This window comes from Streptomyces sp. NPDC008121, from assembly GCF_042957155.1.
In the GTDB taxonomy this organism is placed as follows: domain Bacteria; phylum Actinomycetota; class Actinomycetes; order Streptomycetales; family Streptomycetaceae; genus Streptomyces.
The window spans coordinates 573,268-598,415 of the sequence record NZ_JBIBHT010000002.1; the positions used below are offsets into that span (position 1 = coordinate 573,268).

At 74.2% G+C, this 25,148-nt stretch carries 15 protein-coding genes; 9 read left to right on the top strand and 6 right to left on the bottom strand.

All coding sequences use genetic code 11. From position 1 onward, the window contains the following. Window positions 1–110 precede the first annotated feature (110 nt). The gene (locus ACFZBD_RS08105) at window positions 111–2,834 is read right to left on the bottom strand and encodes an FAD/NAD(P)-binding protein (RefSeq protein ID WP_391137388.1); all 2,724 of its coding nucleotides are present in this window, start codon (window positions 2,832–2,834) and stop codon (window positions 111–113) included. 127 nt (window positions 2,835–2,961) lie between these two features. Between ACFZBD_RS08105 and ACFZBD_RS08110 the strand changes: the two genes are divergently transcribed. The 7 genes from ACFZBD_RS08110 (at window position 2,962) to ACFZBD_RS08140 (ending at window position 13,818) form a co-directional block, all read left to right on the top strand. Beyond that, window positions 2,962–3,423: an Rrf2 family transcriptional regulator gene (locus tag ACFZBD_RS08110; RefSeq protein ID WP_391137391.1), complete on the top strand. Its 462-nt coding sequence runs from the start codon at window positions 2,962–2,964 to the stop codon at window positions 3,421–3,423. A 534-nt stretch (window positions 3,424–3,957) separates the two neighbouring features. Further along, window positions 3,958–4,188 carry a type A2 lantipeptide gene (locus ACFZBD_RS08115; RefSeq protein ID WP_391137394.1) on the top strand — a complete coding sequence of 77 codons (231 nt, stop codon included), beginning with the start codon at window positions 3,958–3,960 and terminating at the stop codon, window positions 4,186–4,188. A gap of 143 nt (window positions 4,189–4,331) precedes the next feature. Continuing rightward, window positions 4,332–5,141, top strand: coding sequence for an HlyD family efflux transporter periplasmic adaptor subunit (locus ACFZBD_RS08120; protein ID WP_391137397.1), 810 nt, complete (start codon window positions 4,332–4,334; stop codon window positions 5,139–5,141). Further along, window positions 5,138–7,468, top strand: coding sequence for an NHLP family bacteriocin export ABC transporter peptidase/permease/ATPase subunit (locus tag ACFZBD_RS08125; protein ID WP_391137399.1), 2,331 nt, complete (start codon window positions 5,138–5,140; stop codon window positions 7,466–7,468). Before ACFZBD_RS08120 ends, ACFZBD_RS08125 begins: the two co-directional genes overlap by 4 nt. Before the next feature lies 1 nt (window position 7,469). Continuing rightward, complete coding sequence (locus ACFZBD_RS08130; RefSeq protein WP_391137402.1) at window positions 7,470–10,484, top strand: NHLP bacteriocin export ABC transporter permease/ATPase subunit; 3,015 nt, start codon at window positions 7,470–7,472, stop codon at window positions 10,482–10,484. Between the two features lie 153 nt (window positions 10,485–10,637). Continuing rightward, window positions 10,638–11,888 (top strand): S8 family serine peptidase, encoded by a 1,251-nt coding sequence (locus ACFZBD_RS08135; protein WP_391137405.1) that lies wholly within the window; start codon window positions 10,638–10,640, stop codon window positions 11,886–11,888. A 109-nt stretch (window positions 11,889–11,997) separates the two neighbouring features. Beyond that, window positions 11,998–13,818: an ATP-binding cassette domain-containing protein gene (locus tag ACFZBD_RS08140; protein ID WP_391137423.1), complete on the top strand. Its 1,821-nt coding sequence runs from the start codon at window positions 11,998–12,000 to the stop codon at window positions 13,816–13,818. Window positions 13,819–13,903: 85 nt separating this feature from the next. Here the strand turns inward: ACFZBD_RS08140 and ACFZBD_RS08145 are convergent, their stop codons facing one another. Then, window positions 13,904–15,991 (bottom strand): SpoIIE family protein phosphatase, encoded by a 2,088-nt coding sequence (locus ACFZBD_RS08145; protein WP_391137426.1) that lies wholly within the window; start codon window positions 15,989–15,991, stop codon window positions 13,904–13,906. A gap of 398 nt (window positions 15,992–16,389) precedes the next feature. Here ACFZBD_RS08145 and ACFZBD_RS08150 point away from each other — a divergent pair, with 398 nt between their 5' ends. Beyond that, window positions 16,390–17,007, top strand: a complete 618-nt coding sequence (locus ACFZBD_RS08150; protein WP_391137429.1) for a LuxR C-terminal-related transcriptional regulator — start codon at window positions 16,390–16,392, stop codon at window positions 17,005–17,007. 39 nt (window positions 17,008–17,046) lie between these two features. Here the strand turns inward: ACFZBD_RS08150 and ACFZBD_RS08155 are convergent, their stop codons facing one another. The 4 genes from ACFZBD_RS08155 to lanKC all read right to left on the bottom strand — a co-directional run bounded on the left by ACFZBD_RS08155 (window position 17,047) and on the right by lanKC (window position 23,941). Continuing rightward, a complete protein-coding gene (locus ACFZBD_RS08155; protein WP_391138531.1) occupies window positions 17,047–18,771 on the bottom strand; it encodes an ATP-binding cassette domain-containing protein in 1,725 nt (574 codons plus the stop codon). Between the two features lie 224 nt (window positions 18,772–18,995). Next, entirely contained in the window at window positions 18,996–20,864 is a 1,869-nt protein-coding gene (locus ACFZBD_RS08160) for an ATP-binding cassette domain-containing protein (RefSeq protein WP_391137432.1), read from the bottom strand. A 162-nt stretch (window positions 20,865–21,026) separates the two neighbouring features. Beyond that, window positions 21,027–21,155, bottom strand: coding sequence for a SapB/AmfS family lanthipeptide (locus ACFZBD_RS08165; protein ID WP_015037662.1), 129 nt, complete (start codon window positions 21,153–21,155; stop codon window positions 21,027–21,029). After that, window positions 21,152–23,941, bottom strand: coding sequence for a class III lanthionine synthetase LanKC (gene lanKC / locus ACFZBD_RS08170; protein WP_391137436.1), 2,790 nt, complete (start codon window positions 23,939–23,941; stop codon window positions 21,152–21,154). The genes ACFZBD_RS08165 and lanKC overlap by 4 nt, the downstream gene beginning before the upstream one ends. Before the next feature lie 343 nt (window positions 23,942–24,284). Between lanKC and ACFZBD_RS08175 the strand changes: the two genes are divergently transcribed. Beyond that, the gene (locus ACFZBD_RS08175; protein WP_391137439.1) at window positions 24,285–25,103 is read left to right on the top strand and encodes an SDR family oxidoreductase; all 819 of its coding nucleotides are present in this window, start codon (window positions 24,285–24,287) and stop codon (window positions 25,101–25,103) included. Window positions 25,104–25,148: the final 45 nt, after the last annotated feature.

Consider the following 25,148-nt stretch of genomic DNA (forward strand, 5'->3'; position numbering starts at 1 on the left):
GAGCGATCGGACCGTGGTGGTCCGGCGTCTCGCCGCGGCGGCTCCCACCGTCCGGCCGGCGAGCCGGGCCGGGGGCGGCCGCACGGCTGCCCCCGGCCGCCCCGCGGCTCTCACCCCGGCAGGTCCGCCAGGCGGCGGCTGTCCAGCGGCGAGGAACGGCGGTCGAGGCGCTCCTGGAGGAGGTGGCGGGCGGCGTCGCTGTGGCCCGCCTCCATCAGGGCGTACAGCAGCGTCTCCTCCACCACCTCGCGCTGTGCGGCGCTCCCGCCCACCCGGCGCAGCGACGGCAGCAGCTCGCGCAGGACGCGCACCGCCGTCGGCCACTGCTCCTCCAGGACGGCCTCCAGCGCCCGGCACAGCGGCTCCACGACCTCCCGCTGGACGGCGTCGGCCTGGGCCGCGTGCCTCCGCAGCCGCCTGAGCGCCGGAAGGTCACCGGCCGCGGTGAGGGCGACGGCGCTGTGCAGCGCCGTGAACGCCGTCGCCGGCCGCTCGACCAGGTCGACGGCGACCGCGTCGAGGACCCCGTCAACGGGCATGCGGCCCGACCAGCTCCGGGACATCCGGGCCCGCCACAGCAGGGACCCCGAGTCGACGAGGGCGCGTACGCCGTTGACCCGACACGGGGCGAGCTGGGCGAACCAGCGTCGGCGGACCGCGGCGGCGTCGTCGAGGGCGAGTTCGTGCAGGGCCACGTGCCAGGAGAAGTGCGCCCGGTGGACGGCGCCCCGCCCCTGGCCGCCGATCCAGTCGTCCAGCCAGTCGCGGCCGGTCCGGTGGTCGCCGGACTCGTAGTGGACGTGGGCGAGGGCGTGGACCGCGTGGCCGGAGGCGGGTTCCGCGGCCAGGGCGACCCGGGCGAGGGCGCCCGCCTCGTCGATGTGCCCTTCCTCCTGGCGGAGGAAGGCGAGGAGCGACGTGTGGAACCAGTGGCCGTCGTAGACGGGCGCGGTGCGGTCCACCAGCCGCCGGGCCAGCGAGCCGTCGAGGTCGCCGATGCCGGAGAAGGCGATGGTGGGGACCGCGATGCTCAGCGCGAGTGCGTCCCCGGGGAACCGGTCGAGATGGTCGATGAGGGCCGTGTCCCCGTCCGAGGCCCGCCGGCCCCGGTCCGCCGCGTCCGGGCCCTGCCCCGCCTCGATCCGGCGGGTCACGACGTCGACGAAGGAGCGTTCCCGCTCGTCGCCCCGCTCCCGCACGCCGCGTTGGGAGTCGGCGAGCCGGCGGGCGACGTCCACCTCCGCTCCGCACTCGTGCCCCAGCAGCGCGAGGGAGGCGTGGGCGAGGGCGAACCCGGGGTCGAGTTCGGTGGCGCGGGTGAACGCCTCGGCGGCCTTGGCCCGTACGGTGACGACCCGGGCGAGTCCGGTGCGGAAGGACGCCGCCGCTGCCGCGTGGGTGGTGAGGGGGAGGCCGAACTGGTCGGTGGGGCGCCGCCGGTTGGCGCGCGGGGCGGGGGTGAGGGGGGCGAGGACCGCTTCGGCGACGTCCCTGGCCTGGGTACGGATCTCCGGGATCGCGGTCGTCTCCCACAGCTCGCCGCGGCGGGGCGCGCCCAGGGTGAAGAGCGCCCGCCCGGTCTCCCCTTCGGTGTCGCGGAGCCGGCCCGCGTCGGTGGCGACGCCGATGCCCAGCGGTCCCGGCACGGCGAGCCCGGCCGCGAGGAGCCCGCCCCACAGCGGGTCGGCGGCCGCGTCGAGCCGGAGTCCGGGGCCCGTGCAGTCCACCACCCACCCGACGGTGAGGTCCTGTCCGTCGGCCAAGGTCACGGTCAGCCGGCCGTCCTCGCGGGGCGCGGCGGACACGATCCGGCCGGCCCGCACCCGCAGGCGCCGGGCGGAGCGGGCGCGGGCGACCGTCTCGGCGGTGACGGGAGCCATCCGGTGCCGGTGGACGTTCCACCGGGTGGCGTCGCGGCCGAGGAAGGCGGCCTTGTCGTCCTCGGACAGGCCCTGCCACAGGGCGGCGATACGCGGGCGCAGCCCGTCGAGGGCCGGTCGCCAGTCGCCGTGGTCGCGGAACGCCGAGGCCAGATGCCGGCGTACGGCCGTACGGAGCAGGCGGAGGGGCATGCCGTCGAGGTCCGGGGGCGGCGGGAGCGGCGGCAGGGGGGAGACGGCGTGCGGCTGGGGCAGCAGGCCGGTGCGGGACAGGGCGTGGACGGTACGGCCGGGGCGGTCGAGGACGAGGGCGAGGTCGATGGCGGTCAGTCCGGTGCCGACCAGCAGGACGTCGTCCCGCTCCCCCACCGCGTCGAGGGCGCCCGGTGCCCAGGGGTGCGCGAGGAACCGGTCGGAGGCGCGCAGTTCGGCGGGTGCCCAGCCCGCCCCGCCGGCGGCGGGCCCGGTGGCGAGGACGACGCTGTCGGCCGTCAGCGTCGCACCGTCGTCACATCGCAGGACGAGGCGCCCGTCGGCCGTGTCGGCGCAGCTCGTGGCCCGCGTCCGCAGACGGCGTACGGCGACCGTGCCGTGCGCCGTGATGATGGCGCGGCCGAGGGTGTCGGCGAGGTAGGAGCCGAAGCGGTAGCGGGAGGCGAAGTCGCCGTGGGTGACGGTGGGTTCGCCGTGGTGACAGAGCCAGCGCTGGAAGTGGCCGGGGTCGTCGGGGTAGCAGCTCATCCCGCCGACCGGCACGTTGAGCCGGTGTTCGGGCACGTCGGTGGCGTAGGCCGTGCCGCGGCCCGCCTCCGCCGCCGGGTCGATCAGGACCAGGTCGAGCGGGATGCGCCGGCGCGCGGCGGTCTCGCACAGCTGGACGGCGACGAGCGCCCCGGCCGCGCCTGCTCCGACGACGGCGACGGTGGATCGCGAGCGCGGTTCAGCGGACACCACAAGTACCTCCGGCTGCGGGCGGGGCTGGGAAGTTCACTATGTCGATGAACAATGTGCAGTGACAAGGCCGCCGTGCGCCATCGGAGGAGCCGGATCGATTTCGCGCCAGGCGTGAGACATTGAGTCGGTGAGGATCTCAGCAAGAACGGACTACGCGGTCCGGGCCATGGCGGAGCTGGCCTGCTCGACGGACCGGCCGCTGAAGGCGGAGGACATCGCCGGCCGGCAGGACATCCCGGTCCGCTTCCTCTTCGTCGTCCTCAGCGAGCTGCGGCAGGCGCGGCTGGTGCGGAGCGTGCGGGGGCCCGAGGGCGGCTATGTGCTCGCCCGGCCTCCCGAGGAGGTCACCCTCGCCGATGTGATCCGCGCGATGGACGGTCCCCTCGTCAGCGTGCGGGACCTGAAGTTGACGGGTCTGGAGTACCAGGGCGCGGCGGCGCCGATGCCGGACGTGTGGCGGGCCGTGCGCGCCAGCCTGCGCCATGTCCTGGAGGGGACGACGCTCGCGGACCTGGCGTCGGGGACCCTGCCCGAGCTGGTGCGGGAGCGGGCCCGGGAGTACAACGACGACGTACGGACCTATCCGTAACCCCGTTCACCGGCCTCATTTCGTATCGGCTGCTCGTTCCGCGGCCGGTGGTTCCTTTCCCCGCGACGGCTCCCCGCGACGGCACGGAACTCCGGCAAGTCCCGCAACTGCGGGAACTCCGGTGATTCCGGGTAGAAAAGCGACGTCCCGCGGCGGTCGCCCGATCTGCACACCGAATACGCAGGGAACACATCTTCTGCCGACGCCCCGCTCCGAAAGCGGGCCGCGCGGACGGCTCTCGGTCCAGGTGATCCGGAATGTCGCATTCCGGAGCCCTGTCGCAGGTCACCGGTGACGATGGAGTCGGGCGATCTCGTGAAGAAGGTGCCACCGACTGATGGACGGGCATGCACGCCACGGCAATTCGGAACACATTTACGCAGGTTGAGGCCATCGTTCGATTGGCTGGCCGTCAGGCTGACGTGCTTTGATCCAGCACATCGCGGAAGTTTCCCCTCCGGATCGGCGCCACCGATCCGGCAATGACCTCCGCGGCCGTTTCGATACGTCCCCATGTGAAGGGAAACCCACCTCATGAACTTCGTCCCCCAGGTCGAGACCCAGGAAATCTCCGACGCGGACCTGGACAACGTGTCCGGCGGTCTCCTCGGCGGCGTGGTCGCCAACTCGACCATCGCCCTGGACGGCCTCGCCCCGGCCGTCGCCCCCCTGGTCGGCACCGTCGTCGGCACCGTCGAGGGTGCGACCGGTCTGAACACCGCGCCGATCACGGGCATCGCGACCTCCTCGATCGCCGGCGTCTGATCCTCGGACGCCCGCTTCGCCGTATGCCCCGGATCCGCCCAGGATCCGGGGCATACGCCGCGTCACCGCCGCCGGGCGACCGGTTCCGAGCGGCGACGAACAGCAACGAACGGCAGCACCATCGCAGTTGAGGGAAGAGTGTCGTGCAGTTCCGCCAACAAGCCCTTTCCAAGCTGCAGTCGGGCGACGAGATCGACCTGCCGGTCCGCTTCGCCCGCCCCCAGGGCTGGCTCGTTCTCACCGTCACCGTCGTCGTCATGATCGCGGCGAGCGTCTGGGCGGTCACCGGCAGCGTCTCCACGACCGTCGACGCCCCCGGCATCCTGACCCACGCTCAGGGCAGTTACGTCCTGCAGAGCCCCGTCGCCGGCCAGGTCACCGACGTCCTCGCCGCGGAGGGCGCGCGGGTCCCCGCCGACGCGCCCCTGCTGAAGGTCCGCACCCCGCAGGGCACCGGCGTCGTCGTCCGCAGCCTCGCCGCCGGCCGGGTGACGGCCCTCGCCACCGGGATCGGCTCCGTGGTCACCGTCGGGGCCGACGTGGCGGCGGTCGAGCGCGTCGCCCGCCCGGACGACCCCCTCATGGCCGTGGTGTACGTACCGGCCGACAGCGGCTCGACCGTCCCCGTCGGCGCGGCCGTCGACCTGACCGTCCAGTCGGTGGCCTCCGGGCAGTACGGAGTGCTGCGCGGCCGCGTGAAGTCCGTCGGCCGCACCGCGCAGTCCGCCCAGCAGATCGCCGCCTTCCTGGGCAGTGCCCAGCTGGGCGAGCAACTCGCGGGGCAGGGCAGGCCCGTACCCGTCCTCGTACGCCTCCTCACCGCACCGGACACCGCCTCCGGTCTCGCCTGGTCGTCCGCCGGAGGCCCGCCGTTCCGGCTCTCGTCGATGACGCCGGCCGGCGGCGCCGTGCACCTCGCCGAACAGCACCCGATCGATTGGCTGCTCCCATGACCACCCCCCAGCAGCAGCTCCCCCCGGCGGGCCGGCGCCGGAGCGGCGCGCCCCCGCAGGGGACGCCCGGCGGGCGGCGCGCCCAGCGCGGGGCGCCCGCCCGGTCCGCACGAGCCGCCCGCTCCTCGCGACGAGCGGGCGGGGCGGGAACGCCGAAGGCCGGGGCGAAGCGGCAGAAGGCCGTGCGCACCCCCACGGTCCTCCAGATGGAGGCCGTCGAGTGCGGCGCCGCGGCGCTCGCCATGGTGCTCGCCCACTACGGCCGGCACGTGCCGCTGGAGGAGCTGCGGATCGCCTGCGGGGTGTCCCGTGACGGCTCCCGGGCCAGCAACGTCCTGAAGGCGGCGCGCGGATACGGCCTGCAGGCCAAGGGCATGCAGATGGAGCCGTCCGCGCTGGCCGGAGTACGGCCGCCCGCCATCCTCTTCTGGGAGTTCAACCACTACGTCGTGTACGACGGCATGGGGCGCGGCCTGCGACGGCGGCGCGGCGTGCACATCAACGACCCCGGCAAGGGCCGCCGCTTCGTGCCGGCGGAGGACTTCGACACCAGCTTCACGGGCGTCGCGCTGGTCTTCGAGCCGACCGCCGCCTTCCGCCCCGGGGGCCGCAAACCGGGGATCCTGCGCGCCCTGCCGGCCCGGCTGCGCGGCACCACGGGCACCCTCCTGGCGACGCTGCTCGCCTCCCTCCTGCTCGTCGCCGTCGGTGCCGCGCTGCCCGCACTGAGCCGTACGTACATCGATCTCTTCCTGGTCGGCGGGCGGACCTCCCTCCTCGGCCCCCTCTTCGCGTCGATGGCCACGCTCGTGGCCCTCACCGCCGTCCTGACGGGACTTCAGCAGGCGAACCTGCTGCGCGGGCGCATCATCTCCTCCACCCTGGGCAGCGCCCGGTTCCTGCGCCATCTGATGCGGCTGCCGGTCACCTTCTTCTCCCAGCGCAGCCCCGCCGACCTCGTCCAGCGCCTCCAGTCCAACGACGCCGTCGCCGAGACCCTGGCCAGGGACCTCGCCGCCGCGGGCGTGGACGGGGTGGTGGTCGTCCTCTACGCCGTCCTGCTGTGGACCTACGACCCCCAGCTCACCGTCATCGGGGTGCTCATCGCGCTCCTCAACGTGGTCGCCATGCGGATCGTGATCCGACTGCGCGCCAACGACACCCAGAAGCTGCGCGCCGACAACGCCCGGCTGACCACCACCTCGTACACCGGGCTGCAGCTCATCGAGACGATGAAGGCGACCGGCGGCGAGAACGGTTTCTTCCGTCGCTGGGCGGGTCAGCACGCCACCACCCTGGAGGTGCAGCAGCGCCTGGGCGTGCCGAGTTCGGTCCTCGCCGTCGTCGCGCCCACGCTCGCCACCCTGAACAGCGCCCTGATCCTGTGGATCGGCGGCCTCCGGGCGGTGGAGGGCCATATCTCGATCGGTCTGCTCGTCGCCTTCCAGGCGCTCGTGACCCGCTTCACCGCGCCGATCACCAGGCTCAACGGCGTGGCGGGCAGGATCCAGGACTTCGCCGCCGACGTGGCCCGGCTGAAGGACGTCGAGAACTTCCCGGTCGACTCCGTCTACTGGGGCCGCGAGACGGGGACCGGCACGCGCCGGCTCCGGGGTCACGTGGAGCTGGAGAACATCACCTTCGGGTACAGCCCGCTCGACAAACCGCTCCTGACCGGCTTCTCGCTGACCGTGGGCCCGGGGCAGCAGATCGCGCTCGTCGGCGGCTCGGGCAGCGGCAAGTCCACCGTCTCGCGGCTGATCTCCGGCCTCTACAGCCCGTGGGAGGGAACCATCCGCATCGACGACCGCCGCCTGGAGGACATCCCCCGCGGCGCGCTGGCGGCCTCGGTCTCCTTCGTCGACCAGGACGTCTTCCTCTTCGAGGGCACGGTCCGCGACAACGTGGCGCTGTGGGACCCGTCGATCCCGGACGAGGCGGTCGTCACCGCCCTGAAGGACGCGGCGCTGTACGACGTGATCGCGCGGCGCCCGGAGGGCATCCACAGCCGGGTCGAGCAGGACGGGCGCAACTTCTCCGGCGGGCAACGGCAGCGGCTGGAGATCGCCCGGGCGCTGGTGCGGCGGCCCAGCATCCTCGTCCTCGACGAGGTCACGAGCGCCCTGGACGCGGAGACGGAACGCGTCATCATCGACAACCTGCGGCGGCGCGGCTGCGCGTGCGTCGTCATCGCCCACCGGCTGAGCACGGTCCGCGACAGCGACGAGATCCTGGTGCTCGACCACGGCCAGGTCGTCGAACGGGGCCGGCACGAGGAGCTGGTGGCGGCCGGAGGGCCGTACGCCGAGCTGGTCAGGGAGCACTGAGGTGACCTTCCCGCACCAGCAGCGGACCGTCGGGTTCGACGGCGCCGGGGAGTCCGAGGGTACGGATGCGGTGATCCACGCCCTGGGCGGTCTCGGCACCTTCGTCGACTGCGCCGGCCACAGGACGCTCCCGCTGGAGGGCCCTCAGGTGCTCTGGCTGGTGACGGTCGGGGCCCTGGACCTGTTCGCCGTCGACCCCGTCCAGCAGGGGCAGTGGCACTTCCTCGGCCGCCTGGAGGCGGGGAGCCTGCTGCTGGGCCCGGTGGACGGACCGCAGCACACCCTGCTGGGCAGGCCGTCGCAGGACTGCCTGATGCGGCGGATCGCCCTGCGGGAGCTGTACCGGCCGGAGGCGGAGGGGACGTACGACAGCGGGTACGGCGGGTACGGCGGCCAGGGCGGGTACGACGGTCACGGCGGGTTCAGCGGGTACGACTCGGGCGGGTACGGCGCCCACGGGGAGCACGGGCCGTACGGGGAGCACCACCCGTACGCGCCCTACGGCGTCCCGCCGACCCCGCTGGAGCACGCCTTCGCCCTCGGGATGGGCCGCGGCCTGGGCGTGCTGTTCGAGGCGCCTCTCGACGGGCGCCCGGCGGGCGAGGAGACCATGGCCGACGACGACGTCCTGTGGATGTCGGTCGAGCCGGGCAGCGTCCGGTACGGCGCGTCCTGCGGGGCGGAGACGGCGGCCGACCTGCTGGTGGACGGTGCGATGTGGCAGGGCATGGTGAACCAGCAGCACCGGCTGCTCTCCGCCGTGGACCGCTGGATCGAGAGCCTCGAACGCGCCCACGAGGACAGGACGGCCGAGGGCATCAAGGCCGGCGCGGCCGTCCGGGCCCGCGCGGACGAGGCGTTGCTGGCCTCGATCGGCAGGCCGGAACGGGCACGGCGTGGAGCCGCGGCGGCCGGCACCGGCGCGGGAGCGGGCTCCGGTGGCGGCTCGGGGGCGGCCGACGAGGCGGTGTACGCGGTCTGCCGGCTGGTCGCCGCCGAGTCCGGGATCACTCTGGGCGATCCCCCGAGGGGCGCGGCCGCGAACGAGCGCGTCACCCCGGTCGAGCGGATCGCGTCGGCGGCCCGGATCCGTACGCGCGCCGTCCGGCTCGACGGTGAGTGGTGGCGCACGGACAGCGGCCCCCTGGTGGGGCATCGCGCCTCGTCGGGGGCGCCGGTCGCGCTGCTGTGGCGACGCGGACGGTACGAGGCGGTCAACGCGTCCACCGGCCGGCGTCAGCGCGTCGACCGGGAGAACGCCGACGCCTTCGAGCCGCGGGCGGTCATGTTCTACCGGCCCCTGCCCGACCGTCCGATGACGCCCTGGCGGCTGCTCCGCTTCAGCATGCGCGGCACCCGGACGGACCTGCGGAACCTGCTGCTCGCCGGTCTGGTGACGGTGGGCCTCGGCGCGCTGGTGCCGATCGCCACCGGCCGGGTGCTCGGCGAGTACGTGCCGAAGGCCGAGAGCGGGCTCATCGTCCAGGTCTCGGTCGCCCTCATGGTCACCAGCGTGGTCACGGCGGCGTTCACGCTGCTGCAGAACCTGACCATCCTCCGCCTGGAGGGTCGGGTGGAGAGCATCCTGCAGCCCGCTGTCTGGGACCGGCTGCTGCGGCTGCCGACCTCCTTCTTCGCCGAGCGGTCCACCGGCGAACTGGCGAGCGCGGCGATGGGCATCAGCGCCATCCGCCGGGTGCTGACGGGCATCGGCCCGGTGGTCGTGCAGGCCGGGACGGTCGGTGTGATGAACCTCGTCCTGCTGTTCTGCTACAGCGTGCCGCTCGCGCTGGTCGCGGTCGCGATGCTGTTCGTCGTGGGGGCGGTGTTCCTCGGGATGGGTCTGTGGCAGTTGCGCTGGCAGCGGCAGCTCGTCGAGCTCGGCAACAAGCTGAACAACCAGGCGTACCAGACCCTGCGCGGTCTGCCCAAGCTGCGGGTCGCGGCGGCGGAGAGCTTCGCGTACGCGGCCTGGGCGCGCGAGTTCGCCCGCTCCCGGGAGCTCCAGCAGCGGGCCGGCCGCGTCCGGAACCTGACGACGGTGCTCGACGCCGTCTGCCTGCCGCTCTGCTCGCTCATCATGTTCATGCTGCTCGCGGGCCCGGCGCGGGGCAGCATGTCGGCCGGCGCGTTCCTGACGTTCAGCACCGCTCTGACGATGCTGCTGACCTCCGTCACCCAGGTCACCGGGGCGATGGTGTCGGCCGCTGCCGTGACCCCGCTCTTCGAGCAGGTCAAGCCGCTGCTGGACGAGGAACCGGAGGTGCGCGGCGCCGGCGCGCAGCCCGGCACGCTGTCCGGGGCGATCGAGGCGCGCCGGCTGTCCTTCCGCTACGCGGACGACGGCCCGCTGGTGCTCGACGACGTGTCCCTGGAGGTGAAGCCGGGCGAGTTCGTGGCGATCGTCGGGCCCAGCGGCTGCGGGAAGTCGACGCTGCTGCGCCTGCTCATCGGTTTCGACCGGCCGACCTCCGGCAGCGTGTTGTACGACGGGCAGGACCTGGCCGCGCTCGACCAGGCCGCCGTGCGCCGGCAGTGCGGGGTGGTCCTGCAGAACGCGCAGCCGCTGACCGGCTCGATCCTGGACTGCATCTGCGGGGCGGAGTCGTTCACGCAGGAGGAGGTGTGGGAGGCGGCGGCGATGGCGGGTCTCGCCGAGGACATCCAGCGGATGCCGATGGGGCTGCACACCCTCATCGCGGGCGGCGGCGCCGTCTCGGGCGGTCAGCGGCAACGGCTGATGATCGCTCAGGCCCTCGTCCGGCGCCCCCGGATCCTGTTCTTCGACGAGGCGACGAGCGCGCTGGACAACGAGACGCAACGCACCGTGATCGAGAGCACCCGCGGTCTCGAGTCCAGCCGCCTCGTCATCGCGCACCGGCTGTCCACGGTCATGGACGCCGACCGGGTGCTCGTCATGGCGGAGGGCCGGATCGTGGAACAGGGCACGCCCGCCGCGCTGCTGGCCACGCCGGGCGGGTTCCTGCACGGGCTGGTCCGGAGGCAGCTGGCCTGACGGGGCGGCAGGGCGCGGCTCGGGGTGGACGGGCGCCGACAGCCCGGGCCCTCTTCCGGGGAGCGCGCGTGTGGCGGTGCTCCCTCCCACCGACGTGTGAACCACCGGGCGGGGTCCTGGACGGTGATCCGCGGGCGTGATGGCCTGCGCCGCATGATCATTCGCACCAGGTTCGCCACGGCGACCGCCGTCGCCGCCGCGCTCGCCCTCGCCGCCCCTCAGGCCGCCCCCTCCGCCGCCGCCGTCCCGGCCGCGCCGGGCGCCCGGTCCGCACCGTCCGACGGATCCGGGCCCGGCGTGCCCGCCGCGTCGCGGCCGGCTCCGCTGCGGACCTCGCCCCGCGCCGTACCGGGCCGGTACATCGTCACCCTCGACAAGCGGCTGGACGCGGGGACGTTCGCCGAGGAGCTGGACCTGAAGCCGTCGTTCGTCTACGGCAGGGCGCTGAACGGGTTCGCCGTACCGCTCACCCTGGCCCAGCTGAAGACCGTCCGCAACGCCCTCGGGGTCGCGGCGGTGGAGGAGGACTCGGTGGTGTCGGTGGCCTCGCCGGCGGGAGCGGCCGGGGCGCTGAGCGCACCGGCCGCGTCGTGGGGCCTGGACCGGATCGACCAGAGGACGCTCCCCCTGGACGGCGGCTTCACCACCGCCGGGGACGGCACCGGAGTCGACGCGTACATCCTCGACACCGGCATCGAGTACGGACACGCGGAGTTCGGCGGCCGCGCCTCCCTCGGCTACGACGCCGTCGGTGACGGCCGGGCCGGGGCGGACTGCCAGGGGCACGGCACGCATGTCGCCGGGACCGTCGCCGGCGCGACGTACGGTGTCGCCCGCGGCGCCCGCCTGTTCAGCGTGCGCGTGCTGGGCTGCGACGGGAACGGCAGCTGGTCGGGTGTCCTCGCGGGCATGGACTGGATCGCGCGGAACGCCCGGCGGCCGGCCGTCATGAACGCCTCCCTCGGCGGCCCCTCGTCCGAAGCCGTGGACCGCGCGGCCACCTCGGTCGCCGCGGCAGGCGTCCTGCCGGTGGTGGCCGCGGGGAACTCCGCGGTCGACGCCTGCGACGTCTCCCCCGCCCGGGCCGAAGGCGTGGTGACGGTCGGCGCCACCGACCGTCAGGACCAGGAGACGAGCTTCTCCAACTTCGGCGCCTGCCTCCGGCTCTACGCCCCCGGCCAGGCGATCGTCTCGGCGAAGCTCGGCGGCGGCGGTGTCGCCCGGAACGGTACGTCCATGGCCGCCCCGCACGTGGCGGGCGTGGCCGCGCTCCACCTCCAGGCGCACCCGGAGGCCGGCGTCGCGGAGGTCACGGCCTGGCTCGACGAGACGTCGACCAAGGGCGTCCTGAAGAACGTCAGCCCGTCCAGCCCCGACAAACTCCTCTTCACCGACGCCTCCTGACCCCACCGGCCCTCGCTGTCGAAGCCCGCGAAAAACCCGTGGACCGCCCCGGGCCCCGCACGGGAGACTCCCCTTTGCTCACCTTTCGGTCCGAGATCATAGGGTTGGGATGGAAACAGCACCATTGCGCGACGGCTTGCCGAGCAAGGGGTCGGTAAGCCTCGCCCTGCGCCACTACGGGCGCGAACTCCTCAGACTCCGGTGGCTGACCGCCCCGGCGATGCTGCTCCCGGCGCTGGGCAACATCGGCATCTTCTACATCGCGCCGCTCATCGTGGCGAAGCTCGTCGGCCGGATCGCCGGGGACTCCGGTCCGTCCGCCGGCATCGGGCCGATGCTCCCGTACGTCCTCGGATTCGCCGGTGTCCTGCTGCTCTCCGAAGCCCTCTGGCGCGTCGGACTGCACTGTCTGAACCGCCTCGACGCCCGGGGCATCGAGAGCCTGTACGTCATCGGCATGGACGAGCTGTACGCCAAGGACGCCGCCTTCTTCCACGACAACTTCGCCGGGTCGCTGACCAAGCGGGTCCTGAGCTTCGCCTCCCGCTTCGAGGAGTTCGTCGACACGCTGACGTTCTCGGTGATGGGCAGCTTCGTCCCCCTGGTGTTCGCCTCGGTGGTGCTGTGGCAGTACGACCCGCTGCTCGTGGTCGGCCTCCTGACGCTGATCGCGTTCACCGCGCTCTGCGTCACGCCGCTGATCCGGCGCCGGCAGAGGCTCGTCGCCCGACGCGAGCAGGCGATCGCCCGGGTCGCCGGGCACGTCGCCGACAGTCTGATGAACATGGACACGGTCCGGTCGTTCGCCGCCGAGAAACGCGAGGCCGAGGAGCACCGGTCCCGCGTGGCCGAGTCGCGGAAGCTCACGCTCCGGTCGTGGGACTACGGCAACCTGCGCATCGACACCCTGGTCGCGCCGTTGTCCGTCCTGACCAACGTGCTGGGCCTGTTGCTCGCCGTCGTCCTCGGCGGCGGACAGCACGGCGTGGAGGCGGTCGTCGTCGCGTTCACCTACTACGCCAACGCGACGCGGATCATGTTCGAGTTCAACCAGATCTACCGCCGTCTGGAAAGCGCCATGACGGAGGCCGCGCAGTTCACCGAACTGCTCCTGGAGAAGCCCACGGTGGTCGACCCGGCGACGCCGGAACCGCTGCTGCAGCAGGGATCCGACGTGCGCTTCGAACGGGTCGAGTTCGCCCACGCGGGCGCCGGTCCCCTCTTCGAGGGCCTGGACCTCGCCGTGCCCGGCGGCTCGAAGATCGGTCTCGTGGGCCGGTCCGGCGGTGGCAAGACCACGCTCTCCCGGCTGCTGCTGCGGATGACCGACATCGACGGCGGACGGATCCTGATCGGCGGCCAGGACATCAGCCGGCTCCGCCAGGCCGACCTGCGCAGCCTCATCGCCTACGTACCGCAGGACCCGGCGATGTTCCACCGCACCCTGCGGGAGAACATCGCGTTCGCCAGGCCGGGCGCCACGGAGGCCGAGATCCGGCGCGCCGCCGAGGCGGCCCACGTCACCGAGTTCGCCGACGCGCTGCCCGACGGCTTCGACACGATGGTGGGCGAGCGCGGGGTGAAGCTGTCCGGCGGGCAGCGCCAGCGGGTCGCCCTGGCACGGGCCATCCTGCGCGACGCGCCGATCCTGCTGCTCGACGAGGCGACCAGCGCGCTGGACTCGGAGAGCGAGATCCTCGTCCAGGACGCCCTGTGGCGGCTGATGGAGGGGCGGACCGCGCTGGTGGTGGCCCACCGCCTGAGCACCGTCGCCACCATGGACCGGCTGGTCGTCCTCGACCGGGGCCGGATCGTCGAACAGGGCACGCACCAGGAGCTCCTGACCGCCGAGGGGGCCTACGCGAAGCTGTGGCAGCACCAGTCGGGCGGCTTCCTCGACGACTCCACGGCGCGGGCGGACGTGCGGTGAAGGGTGGGGCCGCGGGCGTTCCGGCCGGCGGCGTCGCGCACGGCACGGTGGCGGGAGCCGGGATCACGGTGTCGCGGGCCCGGGTTCACGTCGGCGGCGGCCCCTCGGGCGTCGAGCGGCCGACCCGGGCCAGGACCAGCACGGTGTCGTCGGCGGGCGGGCCGGGAAGGAGGTCGGCCAGGAGGCGGTCCACCGTCTCCTCCAGCGTGCCCGCGTCGCCCGCCAGCCCCCTCCGCAAGGCTTCGATGCCGACACCGAGGTCCCGGTCGCGGGTCTCGACGAGGCCGTCGGTGTAGAGGGCCAGCGTGTCGCCGTCGCGCAGTTCGATCTCGGCCGTACGGAAGGGGAATCCGCCGACGCCGAGGGGGACTCCCAGGACGTCGTCCAGGATCCGCACCGTGCCGTCCGCCCGGCGGACCAGGGGCGGAGGGTGACCCGCGTTGGCGATGCGGGCCTCGCCCGTGCGGGGGTCGTACCGGATGTAGAGGCAGGTCGCCAGCTCGATCCCGGCCTCCTGGGCGCAGACGTCCAGCTCCGCGAGGACGGCGTCGGGTGCGAGGTTCTGGCGGGCCAGCGCCTTGGTGGTGATGCGCAGTCTGCCCATCGCGGCGGCCGCAGGGACGCCGTGCCCCATCACGTCCCCCACCACCAGGGCCAGCCGCCCGCCGGGCAGCTCCATGACGTCGTACCAGTCGCCGCCGACCTCGCTGATGTGGCTGCCGGGGAGGTACCGGTGCGCGACACGGACGTACGGGCCGGTGACCAGGGCCGAGGGCAGCAGGGCGCGCTGGAGGGTGAGCGCGATGTCCCGGACCCGGTTGTAGAGGCGCGCGTTGTCCAGGCACAGCGCCGCCCGCGAGGCGAGTTCACCGGCCAGGCTGACGTCCTGCCCGGCGAAGGCGGGACGGGAGGCGGAGCGCCCGAACATGGCGATGCCCTGGACGGTCCCCCGGGCGATGAGCGGGGCGATGAGCAGACTCGTCAGGCCGCTGTCGAGGAGCAGCCGCACCCGGTCCTGATGGGTGACGGTGCTGGTCACGAAAGCCTCGTCGACGTCCACGGCGAGGGGGCGGCCGGTGAGGAGGACCCGGTGGATGGAGGAGCCGGGAGGGTAGTGCACCGTCCGCAGCCCGGCGACGAGGTCGGTGGCGGGCGGGGGCAGGCTGGTGCCCGAGGCGATCCGACGGGTGTTCAGCGGCAGGGCGGGGTGGAACACCTCCGGCTCGTCCGCCCACTCCACCAGCTCCACGACGGACGCGTCGCAGAAGTCGGGGACCGCCGCGTCGACCAGCTCGCGGGCGGTGCGGTCCACCTCCAGGGTGGTGCCGATCCGGGCGGCGGCCCGGTCCAGGAGCGCGAGGCGTTGCCGGGCGGCCGTCGCTTCCACGATCGCCTGTTCCCGGTCGGTGACGTCGATCATCAGCCCGCCCACGCCCGGCCGGGTGTCGCCGGAGCCGCTCAGCGGGAAGAAGCTCACCGACCGCGCCTGGGCGCGGTCGGGGTGGCCGGGCGTGCGGAGGCCGACGAGGGCGCTCACGACGGGCCGGCCTTCCAGGGCGACGGCCCGCACCATGCGGAGGTACTCGCCGCCGTCCGTGGTCATCATGATCTCGTCCATCGTCCGCCCGATGTGGTCCTCGACCGGGACGCCGTCCATGTCGGCGAGCGCCTGGTTGAGGTGGACGTAGCGCAGGTCCTGGTCGAGCATGACGAGGCCGATGGGGCAGGTGTCGAACAGCGCGTCGAGGAACGCCAGGTTCGTCTTGACGCGGTCGAGTTCGTCTCCCCTGCTCGCCAGGCCGAGGACGACCGAGTCGCCGTCCGCCCCGGTGACCGGGAAGACCCGGAAGCCGCAGTCGAAGACGGAGCCGTCGCGGTGCAGCGCCGGCAGGCGGACCCGCCAGTAGCCGAGGGCCCGGCCGCGCTCCGCGAGCCGTCGGGCCACGCTCGCACCGTCGTGCCGGGCGGCGGCGGGGAAGAGGGCGGCGGCGGGGCGGCCCAGCACCTCGGCGGCCTCGTAACCGAAGAGCTTGCGGGCTCCCGGGCCCCAGTAGCAGACCCGGTCGTCGTCATCCATGCCCATCACGGCCACGGCCACGTGCTCCAGCAGCGTGCCGGGCTCGGACCACAGCGGACCGGGCTCCCGCTGCCCTGCCTTCCGCTCGGATGGCATCACGCCCCCTCTTCGCACCGGAGGACGGTGACCGAGCGCAGCCGGCCGCCGGGGGTCCCACTAGGGCAATTCTGCACGGCCCCGGCGATTCGGACATCACGGCAGCCGGGTCGGCCCCGTCCACCGCGGGATCCGGCGGCCGGCCTCACCGGTGGCACGTAGCGGAGGAGGCCACTCGGGGGAGACGGAATCCGGACATTCCCGTACGGCCTCCTTCGGCCCCGCACCTCGTCGGCCTGCGCACCGGCCGGGCGCGGCGAACGGTTCCGGCCCCGGCACTCCCGAGTGCGCCCCCTGTGCGCCCGATGCCGCGTTCTCACGCGGGAGGCAGGGGCAGAGGGGTGTGGGGCTGATCGCGTCATGCCCCTGAGGCATGACGCAGAAACGAAGGGGTGGGAATGATAAGAGTGACGGTGGTCTACGAGGCGCAGCTGCTGCGGGCCGCGCTGGTGGACCTGCTGCGGTCGGACGACGGGGTCGTGGTCGTCTCCTCGCTCTCCCACTGGCCGCAGGGGTCGGAGTCCGCCGCCCCGGCTCCGGACGTGTACGTCGCCGACGCCGAGTGTCTGCCGCCCTCCGCGGCGGAGTCGGACCCGGCCGCCCCGTCGGTGGCGGCGTCGCCGACGGCGGGCGGCGCGGCCCTGCTGGCGCTGATCCCCGCGCAGCGGCCCGGCGTCCTGCGCCGGGCGCATGCGGCGGGGGCGACCGGCTTCGTCGACAAGAACGGTTCGAAGGTCCGATTACTCCAGGCCGTGCACCGGGTCGCGCAGGGCGAGCGTTTCATCGACGACACGCTCGCGCTCGGTTTCCTGCAGGCCGCGGAGATGCCCCTCACCCGGCGTGAGCTGAGCGTTCTCTCGCTCGCCGCCGAAGGAGCGCCCGTCGGCGAGATCGCCGCGACGCTGTACCTCTCCAAGGGGACCGTACGGAACTACATGGCGAGCGTCATCCGCAAGGTCGGCGCCCGCAACCGGGTGGACGCCATCCGGATCGCCCAAGGGGCCGGGTGGACCTGACCGCCACCGCGTGACGTCTCCGCGGACGCGGTCCCCCCTCTAGGGGGTGTCGTTCCAGTGCCCCACCAGATCACGGTAGAGAACCGACCGTTCGAGCAGGTCGTCGTGGGTGCCGTACTGGGCGCGGGTGCCGTCGAGGACGAGGATCCGGTCCGCGCGCAGCGCCGACGACAGCCGGTGGGCGACGACGACCAAGGTCCCGGGCCGGGCGCGCAGGGCGCGTTCGGCCGTGGCCTCCGCGACGGGGTCCAGGTGGCAGGTCGCCTCGTCGAGCAGCAGCAGGGGGGCCGGGGAGAGGTGGGCGCGCCCGAGGGCGATCAGCTGGCGCTCGCCGAGGGACAGGGCTTCCGGCCGCAGCGGACGGTCGAGCCCGCCCACGCGGTCGACGAGCGGTCCCAGCGCGAGGGCCCGTACGGCGGCGTCGACGTCGCGGCGGCCGGCGTCGGGCCGCAGATATCGGAGGTTGTCCCGCAGGGTGCCGGTGAAGACGTACGCCTCCTGCGGGATCAGCACGCGCAGGGCGGCGAGTGCGGGCGGCGGGCAGTGGCCGACGGGGCGGCCGGAGAGGCGTACGTCCCCCCGGTCCGGGGTCAGCAGGCCTGCCGCGACCTGCAGGAGGGTCGACTTGCCGATACCGCTCGGACCGACGACCGCGATGTGCTCGCCGTCCTCGACGGTCAGGTCCAGGGCGTCGAGGACGGCACGGGCCCCGGGGCCGTACGTGGCCCGGACACGGCGCAGTTCCAGCGCCGCCGTCGCCGGTGCGGCCGTAGTCGAACGCCCGGGAAGCCGGGGGGCGGGGTGCGCGGAGGGGGCGACGGGGGCGGGCGCGGGGAGCGGGCCGGTGAGACGGTCGAGGATGACGAAGAGGCGCGCGCCCGCGGCGCCGAGGACGGTCATCAGCGTGTGCAGGGCCGGCAGCAGTGCCTGGAGGACGTAGGTGAGCGCGCCCACGAGGGCGCCCGCCGTGACGCCCTGGCGAAGGAGCCACGGGGTCGCGGCGAGGAGGAGGAACACCGGCAACTGGCCCGCCGTCGCCACGGAGAGCGTACGGACCGCCGCCCAGCGGGCCATGGCGCGCTGGGCGGCGGCGGCCTCCTCGATCGCACGGCGGTTCCGGTCGGCGGTCGGTTCCTGGGTGCCGCAGGCGACGATGTCGCGCAGGGCGGTACGGGTGAGCTCCGCGCGCCGTCCGACGGCCTCGTCCGCGTCGAGGTAGCGGTGCTGGGCTCGCGCCATCGGTCGCAGCGACGCGGTGAACAGGACGATGCCGAGGACGAGCGGCGGGAGGACGACGAGGAGGAACTGCGGCGCGAGGGACACGAGGCCGACCAGAGCCCCGGCGGCGACGAAGACGAAGGAGCGGGCGGCGAGCACCAGCCCGGCGAAGCTGTCCCGGGCGATCTCGGTCTGGCTCGTGAGCCGGGACACGGCGGTCGTGTCCACGCTTCCGCCCCCGGTGGTGGCCGCGCGCAGTGCGCGTACCACCGACCGCCGTACGAGGTGGTCGCGCAACGGCTCCGTGAGGTGCGGGAGTTGGGCGAAGACGCCTCGGACGACCGGTGCGCCGAGAAGGATGACCACGGCGGCGCCCGCGAGCCAGAGCAGGCCGGTGGCGGTGGCGCCGCGCAGGAATCCGTCGTCCAGGGACCGGGCCACGCAGTAGCCGCCGAGGAAGGTCTGCGCCGATTCGGCGGCGGACCACGCCGCCAATCTGGCCAGCACGCGCTTGCGCCGGCCGAGGAACCGGCGCGCCGGAGCCATGAGGCGCCGGGTCGTGCCTCCGACGGCGGGCACGCGCGCGGCGGGGGTGGTGGCCCGGACAGGGCCGGGGGTGGTCGGGCCGGATGCGGGGGTCGGGCCGGGCTCGGGGGTGGTCGGGCCGGATGCGGCGGGGCGCGGCTCGGGGGCGTCCGGGCCCGGCACCGGCCGGCCGGTGGCCGGCCGGGGCTTCGGATCGGTCGTCCGGCCCGTCTCCGTCACCGGCTTCACTCGCCGCTCCCGCCGTCGTGACGAGCGGGCCCGCGGGGGACGGCAGGGCCGGCCCCCGCCCCCGCCTCCGCCCCCGGTGGCACCGCGGAGGCCTCGGCCAGGAACACCGCGCGGTAGTCCAGGTCCTCCCACAGCAGGTGGTGCGGTGCGCATCGCCGCACCCGTCCGGCCTCCAGCCAGACCACGCGGTCCGCGCGGGCGGCCGTGGAGACCCGGTGGGCCACAATGAGCTTGGTGCACGGCCGCAGGGACGAGGCGAGGGCGAGCTCCACCTGGCGTTCGGTGGCCGTGTCGAGACTCGACGTCGCGTCGTCCAGGATCATCAGTCGCCCGGCACCGATGAACGCCCGCGCCAGGCCGAGGCGTTGGCTCTCGCCGCCGGAGAACGGGGCGTCGTCCAAGGGAGTGTCGTACCCCAGCGGCAGCAGTCGGATGAAGACATCGGCGCTCGCGGCCCTCGCGGCCTCCAGGACCTTCTCCGCGACCCGCTCCGCGTCCTCGTGCGCCACGGCATCGGCGGGCGGCGGGATCGCCGCCGTCGCCGGAGGACCGGCCTGCGCCGGCCCGAGCCCGGTGGCGATCGCGGCGCGGACCGTGGCGGCGGCTCCGCTGTCGAAGGCGGGACGCGCGAAGGCGTAGGCCGTCGCCCGGCGCAGTTCCGCGCGGGTCGGCTCGGTCAGGTCGACCCCGTCCAGGAGAACTCGGCCCTCGTCGGGGTCGGTCAGCCGGCCCGCGACGGCGGCCAGCGTGGACTTGCCGGCGCCCGAGCGGCCCACGACGGCGACCGTCGAGCCGCCTTCGATCACCAGGGTCACGTCCGTGAGCAGCGGGACCCCGCCGCGTACCACCCCCACTCCCCGCAGTTCCACGGTGCCTGGTCCGTCGGCCGGGAGGACGGCGGAGCCGTGGGGCATCGGCGGGAGATCGGCCAGTGCGGCGGTGCGGCGGCCGGCGCTGCGCGCGCGGACCAGCGTGCCGAGGGGCGCCGCGATGCCTCCGATGCCGGCGGCGAGGGCGGCATACCGCGAGGCGGCGAGCAGGTCGCCGACGCTGAGGTCCCCGGCGGCGAGCCGGGCCCCGGCCACCGCCACGACGGCCGTGGTCAGCAGGGGGAGCAGGACGCCGCTGCGGGCCACGGCGCGGCCGTGGACCAGCCACATGCGCGTTCCGTACCGCGTCATGTCGTCCAGGGGGGCGAGGATGCGTTCCTCCTCCCGGCGTGCCGTGTGCGCGGCGGCGATGGTGCGCGCGCCGCCCAGCGCCTCGGTCAGCCGTGCGGCGACGGCGCCCTGCGCCTGCTGGTACCGGCCGACCGAGTCGGACGACTGGTGCGCGAACGTCCGCAGCAGCAGGAGGAGCAGCGGCAGGCCGGCCACGAAGACGGCGGCGGTCCAGGGGTCGATGAGGGCCAGCGCGACGAGGGCGCCGGCCGGGACGAGGACGGAGGACACCGAGGTCGCGAGAGCCGCCGGTGCGGCGCCGCTGTCCGTGGCGTTGACGCACAGCCGGGCGGCGACGTCGCCTCCGGAATGGGGCGCGGCCCGGTGGGGGGCGGTGCCGAGCAGACCGGTCAGGGCGCGGAGGCGGATCCAGGCGGTGGCGCGGGCGGTGGTGAGCTGGGTCAGCAGGACCCCGGCGGCCTCCAGCAGGACTTCCGCGGCGAGCAGTACGGCGGTCCAGGCCAGCCAGGTGGTCGCGCCGGGGCGGTGGTGCAGGAGCAGGTCCAGCGTGCGGCCGGCGACCGCGGGGACGGCGAGCGCGCAGGCCGCGCCGGCGACCGAGCAGACGAGCAGGAGCGCGGTGCTGCCCGCGGTGTGGCGTACGGCGCCGCGCAGCAGCCCGTCGGACCCGGTCGGCGAGGCCATCCGATGCCCTTTCTCCTGGCGGTACGGCGGGTACGGCGGTGCGGCGGGTGGGGGGCACGGCGGGTGGGACGGGAGGAACGGCGGACGGCCGGTGCCCCGGGAGCCGTGCTCCCGGGGCACCGTGACCTCGCGCCGGCGCCTCGGCGCCGTGCGCGGAGCGGGTCAGTTACAGGTCGTCACGCTGAGGCTGCTGTCCCCGCAGAGCAGCAGGCTCGCGCGGCTGCCGGTCTCGACGTCGCCGATGGCCTCGTCCTTGGGGGTCTCCAGCGACTGCAGGTCGAACAGGTTCATGATCGTTTCCTTTCGAATGGGGACGGTGGTGCTGTGCGACCCCGAAGCGGGGCCGGTTCGTGGGGCCGCGGGAGCGGCGGGAGGAACGGCAGGTGTGCCGGGCGGTCGCCCAGGGCTGCCGAGAGGGCCAGCAGGATGCCCGCCGTTCCGGTGGCGAGGTCCATGGAGAGCCGCATCATCTGTTCGCCGGGGAAGGCGAGATGGCCTTGGTAGGACATCGCGTGCCAGGTCAGGCAGTCGACCTGGCGGCGTACGTCCTCGGGCGCCGTGCCGGGCCCGTCGGCGTGCGTTCGGGCGAGGTGGAGGACCATCCCGGCGACGCCGCGGAAGAGGCCCGGCTGGGCGTAGAAGGTGGCCTGTGCCGCCTGCACGATGTCGCGCCGGGCCCGGACGAGGGCCTCGTCGTGGCGGTGGAGGAGGAAGTCGTCGATCACCATGCCGATGCCCACGCTGCCGGCGCCCAGGTACGGCATCGTGCGCCAGCCCTCGTCCACTTGCAGGGTGCCGGAGACTCCGCGCACACAGCGGGTGAGGTCGTCGTGGAGCGCTTCGGCGGCGAGGTCGAGCAGCGCGGTGTCCCCGGTGCGTTCGTAGAGCCGTACGAACAGCAGGGCCCTGCCGGCCGCCCCGTGCAGCAGTCCGGTCCGCACCCGGCCCGTCGTCGGTTCCGCGGCCGGGGTGGACGCGGCCGGCGGGCGGGCCGTCAGTTCGGCGCACCGCAGGGCCGCCGCGTGCAGTCCGGTCTCGCCGGTGGCCGTGGCGAGGGCGTCGAGGGCGAGGCCGATCCCGGCCGTACCGCCGTGCAGGTCAGGCGCGAGACCGTCGTGGTCCTGGGCGAGGACGAGCTCCGCCAACTCCAGCGCGGACGCGGTGTGTCCGAGTCCCTGGAGGGTCCACGCGATGCCGGTGAGCCCGTCGTAGAAGCCGAGCGGCGTGCCGGACTCGGGCTGCTTGGCGTAGCGCAGGAGCTTCTCCTCCGCCGCCGGACATCGCGCGGCGCCGCTCTCGCGCAGGGCGTGGAGGACTCCCGCGGTGCCATAGCCGACGGTCATGCCGCCACCGGCCGTGGCGAACTGGGCGATGTCACCGGGGAAGAAACGGTCCTCCCGGTCGGGTGTCGCCGACGCCAGGATCGCGTTGACCATCGAGTCACGGCTGTGCGGCCACTCCCCCGGCTCCGCGGGCAGGAACGCGGCGCGGCCGCCAGGGGGCCGGCCGGGTGCCGTGACACCGTCGGACGCCGTCACGTTCTCGACGGCCGGTGCGCCGGCGCGCGGCGGAGTGCCGACGCGCGGCGGGTCGCTGTCGCGGGGCGAGGCACTGTCGCGGGGCGGGTCGCTGTCGCGGGGCGAGGTGCCGACCGGCTGCCGTGTGATCTCCATTACCGCCGTGTCCAGGAAACCCGGAGGCACGGGGAATCGCGCCGCCGCGACCTCCGCCAGGTGGGCGGCCTTGGCCCGGTCCACGGCGAACAGGCTGGTGAGCGGGACGAACAGGGCGATCCGCAGACAGGCGAGGGCGTAGCGGTCCACGTCGAAGCCGCGCCGGTCGGCGGGTGCGACGAACGCCGGGTTGGCGACGGTCTGCCGCCCGCCCTCCGCGGCCGGCTGGGCCGCCTCGAAGTCCAGGAGCACCACGGAGGACTCGTCCTCGGCCACCATGATGTTGAAGAGGTGCAGGTCGTTGAAGACGATCCCCCGGGCGTGCACCTCGGCGACGGCCCGCTCGACGAGGCCGTGGATCCGCAGGGCCCACTCCGTGTACTCGGCGAGCCGCTCCGCCTCCGGTTCGGCCTCCATCAGGGGATGCCGGCGTGCGAAGAAGGTGTTGAGGGGCCTGCCCTCGACGAACTCGAGGGCCAGGAAGTGGTGGTCGCCGACGGTGAAGCTGTCGAGGACCTCCGGGGTGCAGGCGAGCCCGGAGAGCCGTTCCAGCGCGGCGCGTTCGCGGTGCAGCCGGGTGACGGCGTCGGCCTCGTCGGCGGCCAGCCCGGCGAACGGGCGCGCCTCCTTCAGGACGACCCGCCGCCCGGTCGCGCGGTGCCGCGCCTCGTACACGCCGCCGCCGTTGGAGAAGTGCAGGGCCTTGACGATCTCGTACGGCATCTCCTGCACCGTCACCGCGGCTCTCGCGTCGAGGTGCGGGCGCAGGAACGGCGGCGGTGCGACCCAGTCGGGCACGCGGAAGACGGGCCCGCGCCGGTCGGGTACGAGGGTGCCGGAGCCGTCCTCCATGGCCGGCCGCAGCTCGCCGTGCTCGTCGTAGCAGTGGCGGCGGGTGAAGCTGCCGTACCGCAGGTGGACGGGGCCCTTCCCCCAGCGCAGGTCGCTGAGGATGTAGGGGCCGGGCTCGCCGTCGAGCAGGCGCGCCAGGTCGGTGGCGACGCGCTCGCACTGCTCGTCGTCGGCCGGGTACACGGTGATGAACTTGCCGCTGGCCGCGCGGTCCGCGTATTTGGCGTTGCGCTGGTGCAGCAGGTAGCGGCTCGGCACGAACTTGAACGCCACCTCGTGCCGCAGGCAGTGCTCCCGGACCGTGTCGAGGACGCGCTCGGCGTTGTCGAGACAGGCGGAGACGTGGATCTTCCAGCCCTGCGAGGGGAGCGTACGGCTCAGCGGCCGGAGGGCGAGCCAGTCGCCCGTCCGGTGGCTGGTCCATCCCTCGGGGACGGGGAGGGTGGCGGCGCGGTAGAGGGAGTCACCCGCTCCGTCGGCGAAGACGAGACGGTGCGGCGCGTCGTAGAAGTGACGGTCGGCGTCGCAGAAGACCGCGTACCCCTTGTTCACAACGCACTCCCTCGGTCGGTGACGGACATGACGTTGTCACGCATGCCGAGGGCCCCGACAGTCGCCGCTGTCACGTCTCGCATGTGCAGTACGCATGGGTAACCGGGGTACTCCGCTTGCCTCTTGAGGGGTACGGGCCGGAACACCTGCCGTACACGGGCCGCTTGCGTGGCGCGCGCGGAGTGTGCCGTGCACTCCCGTGGGCCCCGCCGATCCCCCGCCCGCTTCCGGCGCTCGCCGCCGGCCCCGCCGCGCCGGGAGGCCGGCCCCGCTACGGCCCCCGGGCCGCTCCCTATGATCATCGGGACGGACGGCGGAGACGGACGACGGAGGCTCGACGACCATGGCGGACCAGCGCGTGTACCTCGTGACCGGTGGCGGGACGGGCATCGGCGCCGCGACCGCTCGGCTGTTGCGGGAGGCCGGGCACCGGGTGGTGGTCTCCGGGCGGCGGCCCGAGCCCCTGCGGCTCGTCGCCGAGGAGACCGGCGCCCTGGCCGTCCCTTCCGACATCGGTGATCCCGAGGCCGTACGCGCCCTCGTCGACACGGCCGTCGAGGCGTACGGGCGGCTCGACGGGCTCGTCCTCAACGCCGGCATCGGGCGCGGCGGCGGGGTGGGCGAGGTGACCCTGGAGGACTGGGAGGCGGTGATGCGGACCAACCTCACGGGCCCCTTCCATCTCCTGCGCGCCGCGCTGCCGCATCTGCTGGACGCGCGCGGGGCGGTGGTCGCGGTCGCCTCCGTGTCCGCGCTGCGCAACGGCGTGGGCAGCGCCGCCTACGGCACCTCCAAGGCGGCGCTGCTCCAGCTCTGCCGCTCCCTCGCGGTCGACTACGGGCCCGCGGGGCTGCGCGCCAACACAGTGTGTCCGAGCTGGGTGCGCACCGACATGGCGGACCGCAGGATGAGCCGGTTCGCCGACGAGGCGGGGCTGGGGGACGGCGGCGTCGACGCGGCGTACGAGGAGGTCACCCGCGTCCTGCCCGCCGGGCGGCCGGGCGAGCCGCGCGAGGTGGCCGAGGCCGTCGCCTGGCTGCTCTCGCCCGCCTCCTCCTTCGTCAACGGCGCCGTGCTCACCGTCGACGGCGGCGTGACCGCCCTCGACCCGGGCACCCTCGCCTTCGACTACCGCATCGAACGCCGGGCCGAAAGATCCTAGGCCGCGTTTCGAAACTCCCGTCCGGCCGCGGGGCCGCTTCGGCCG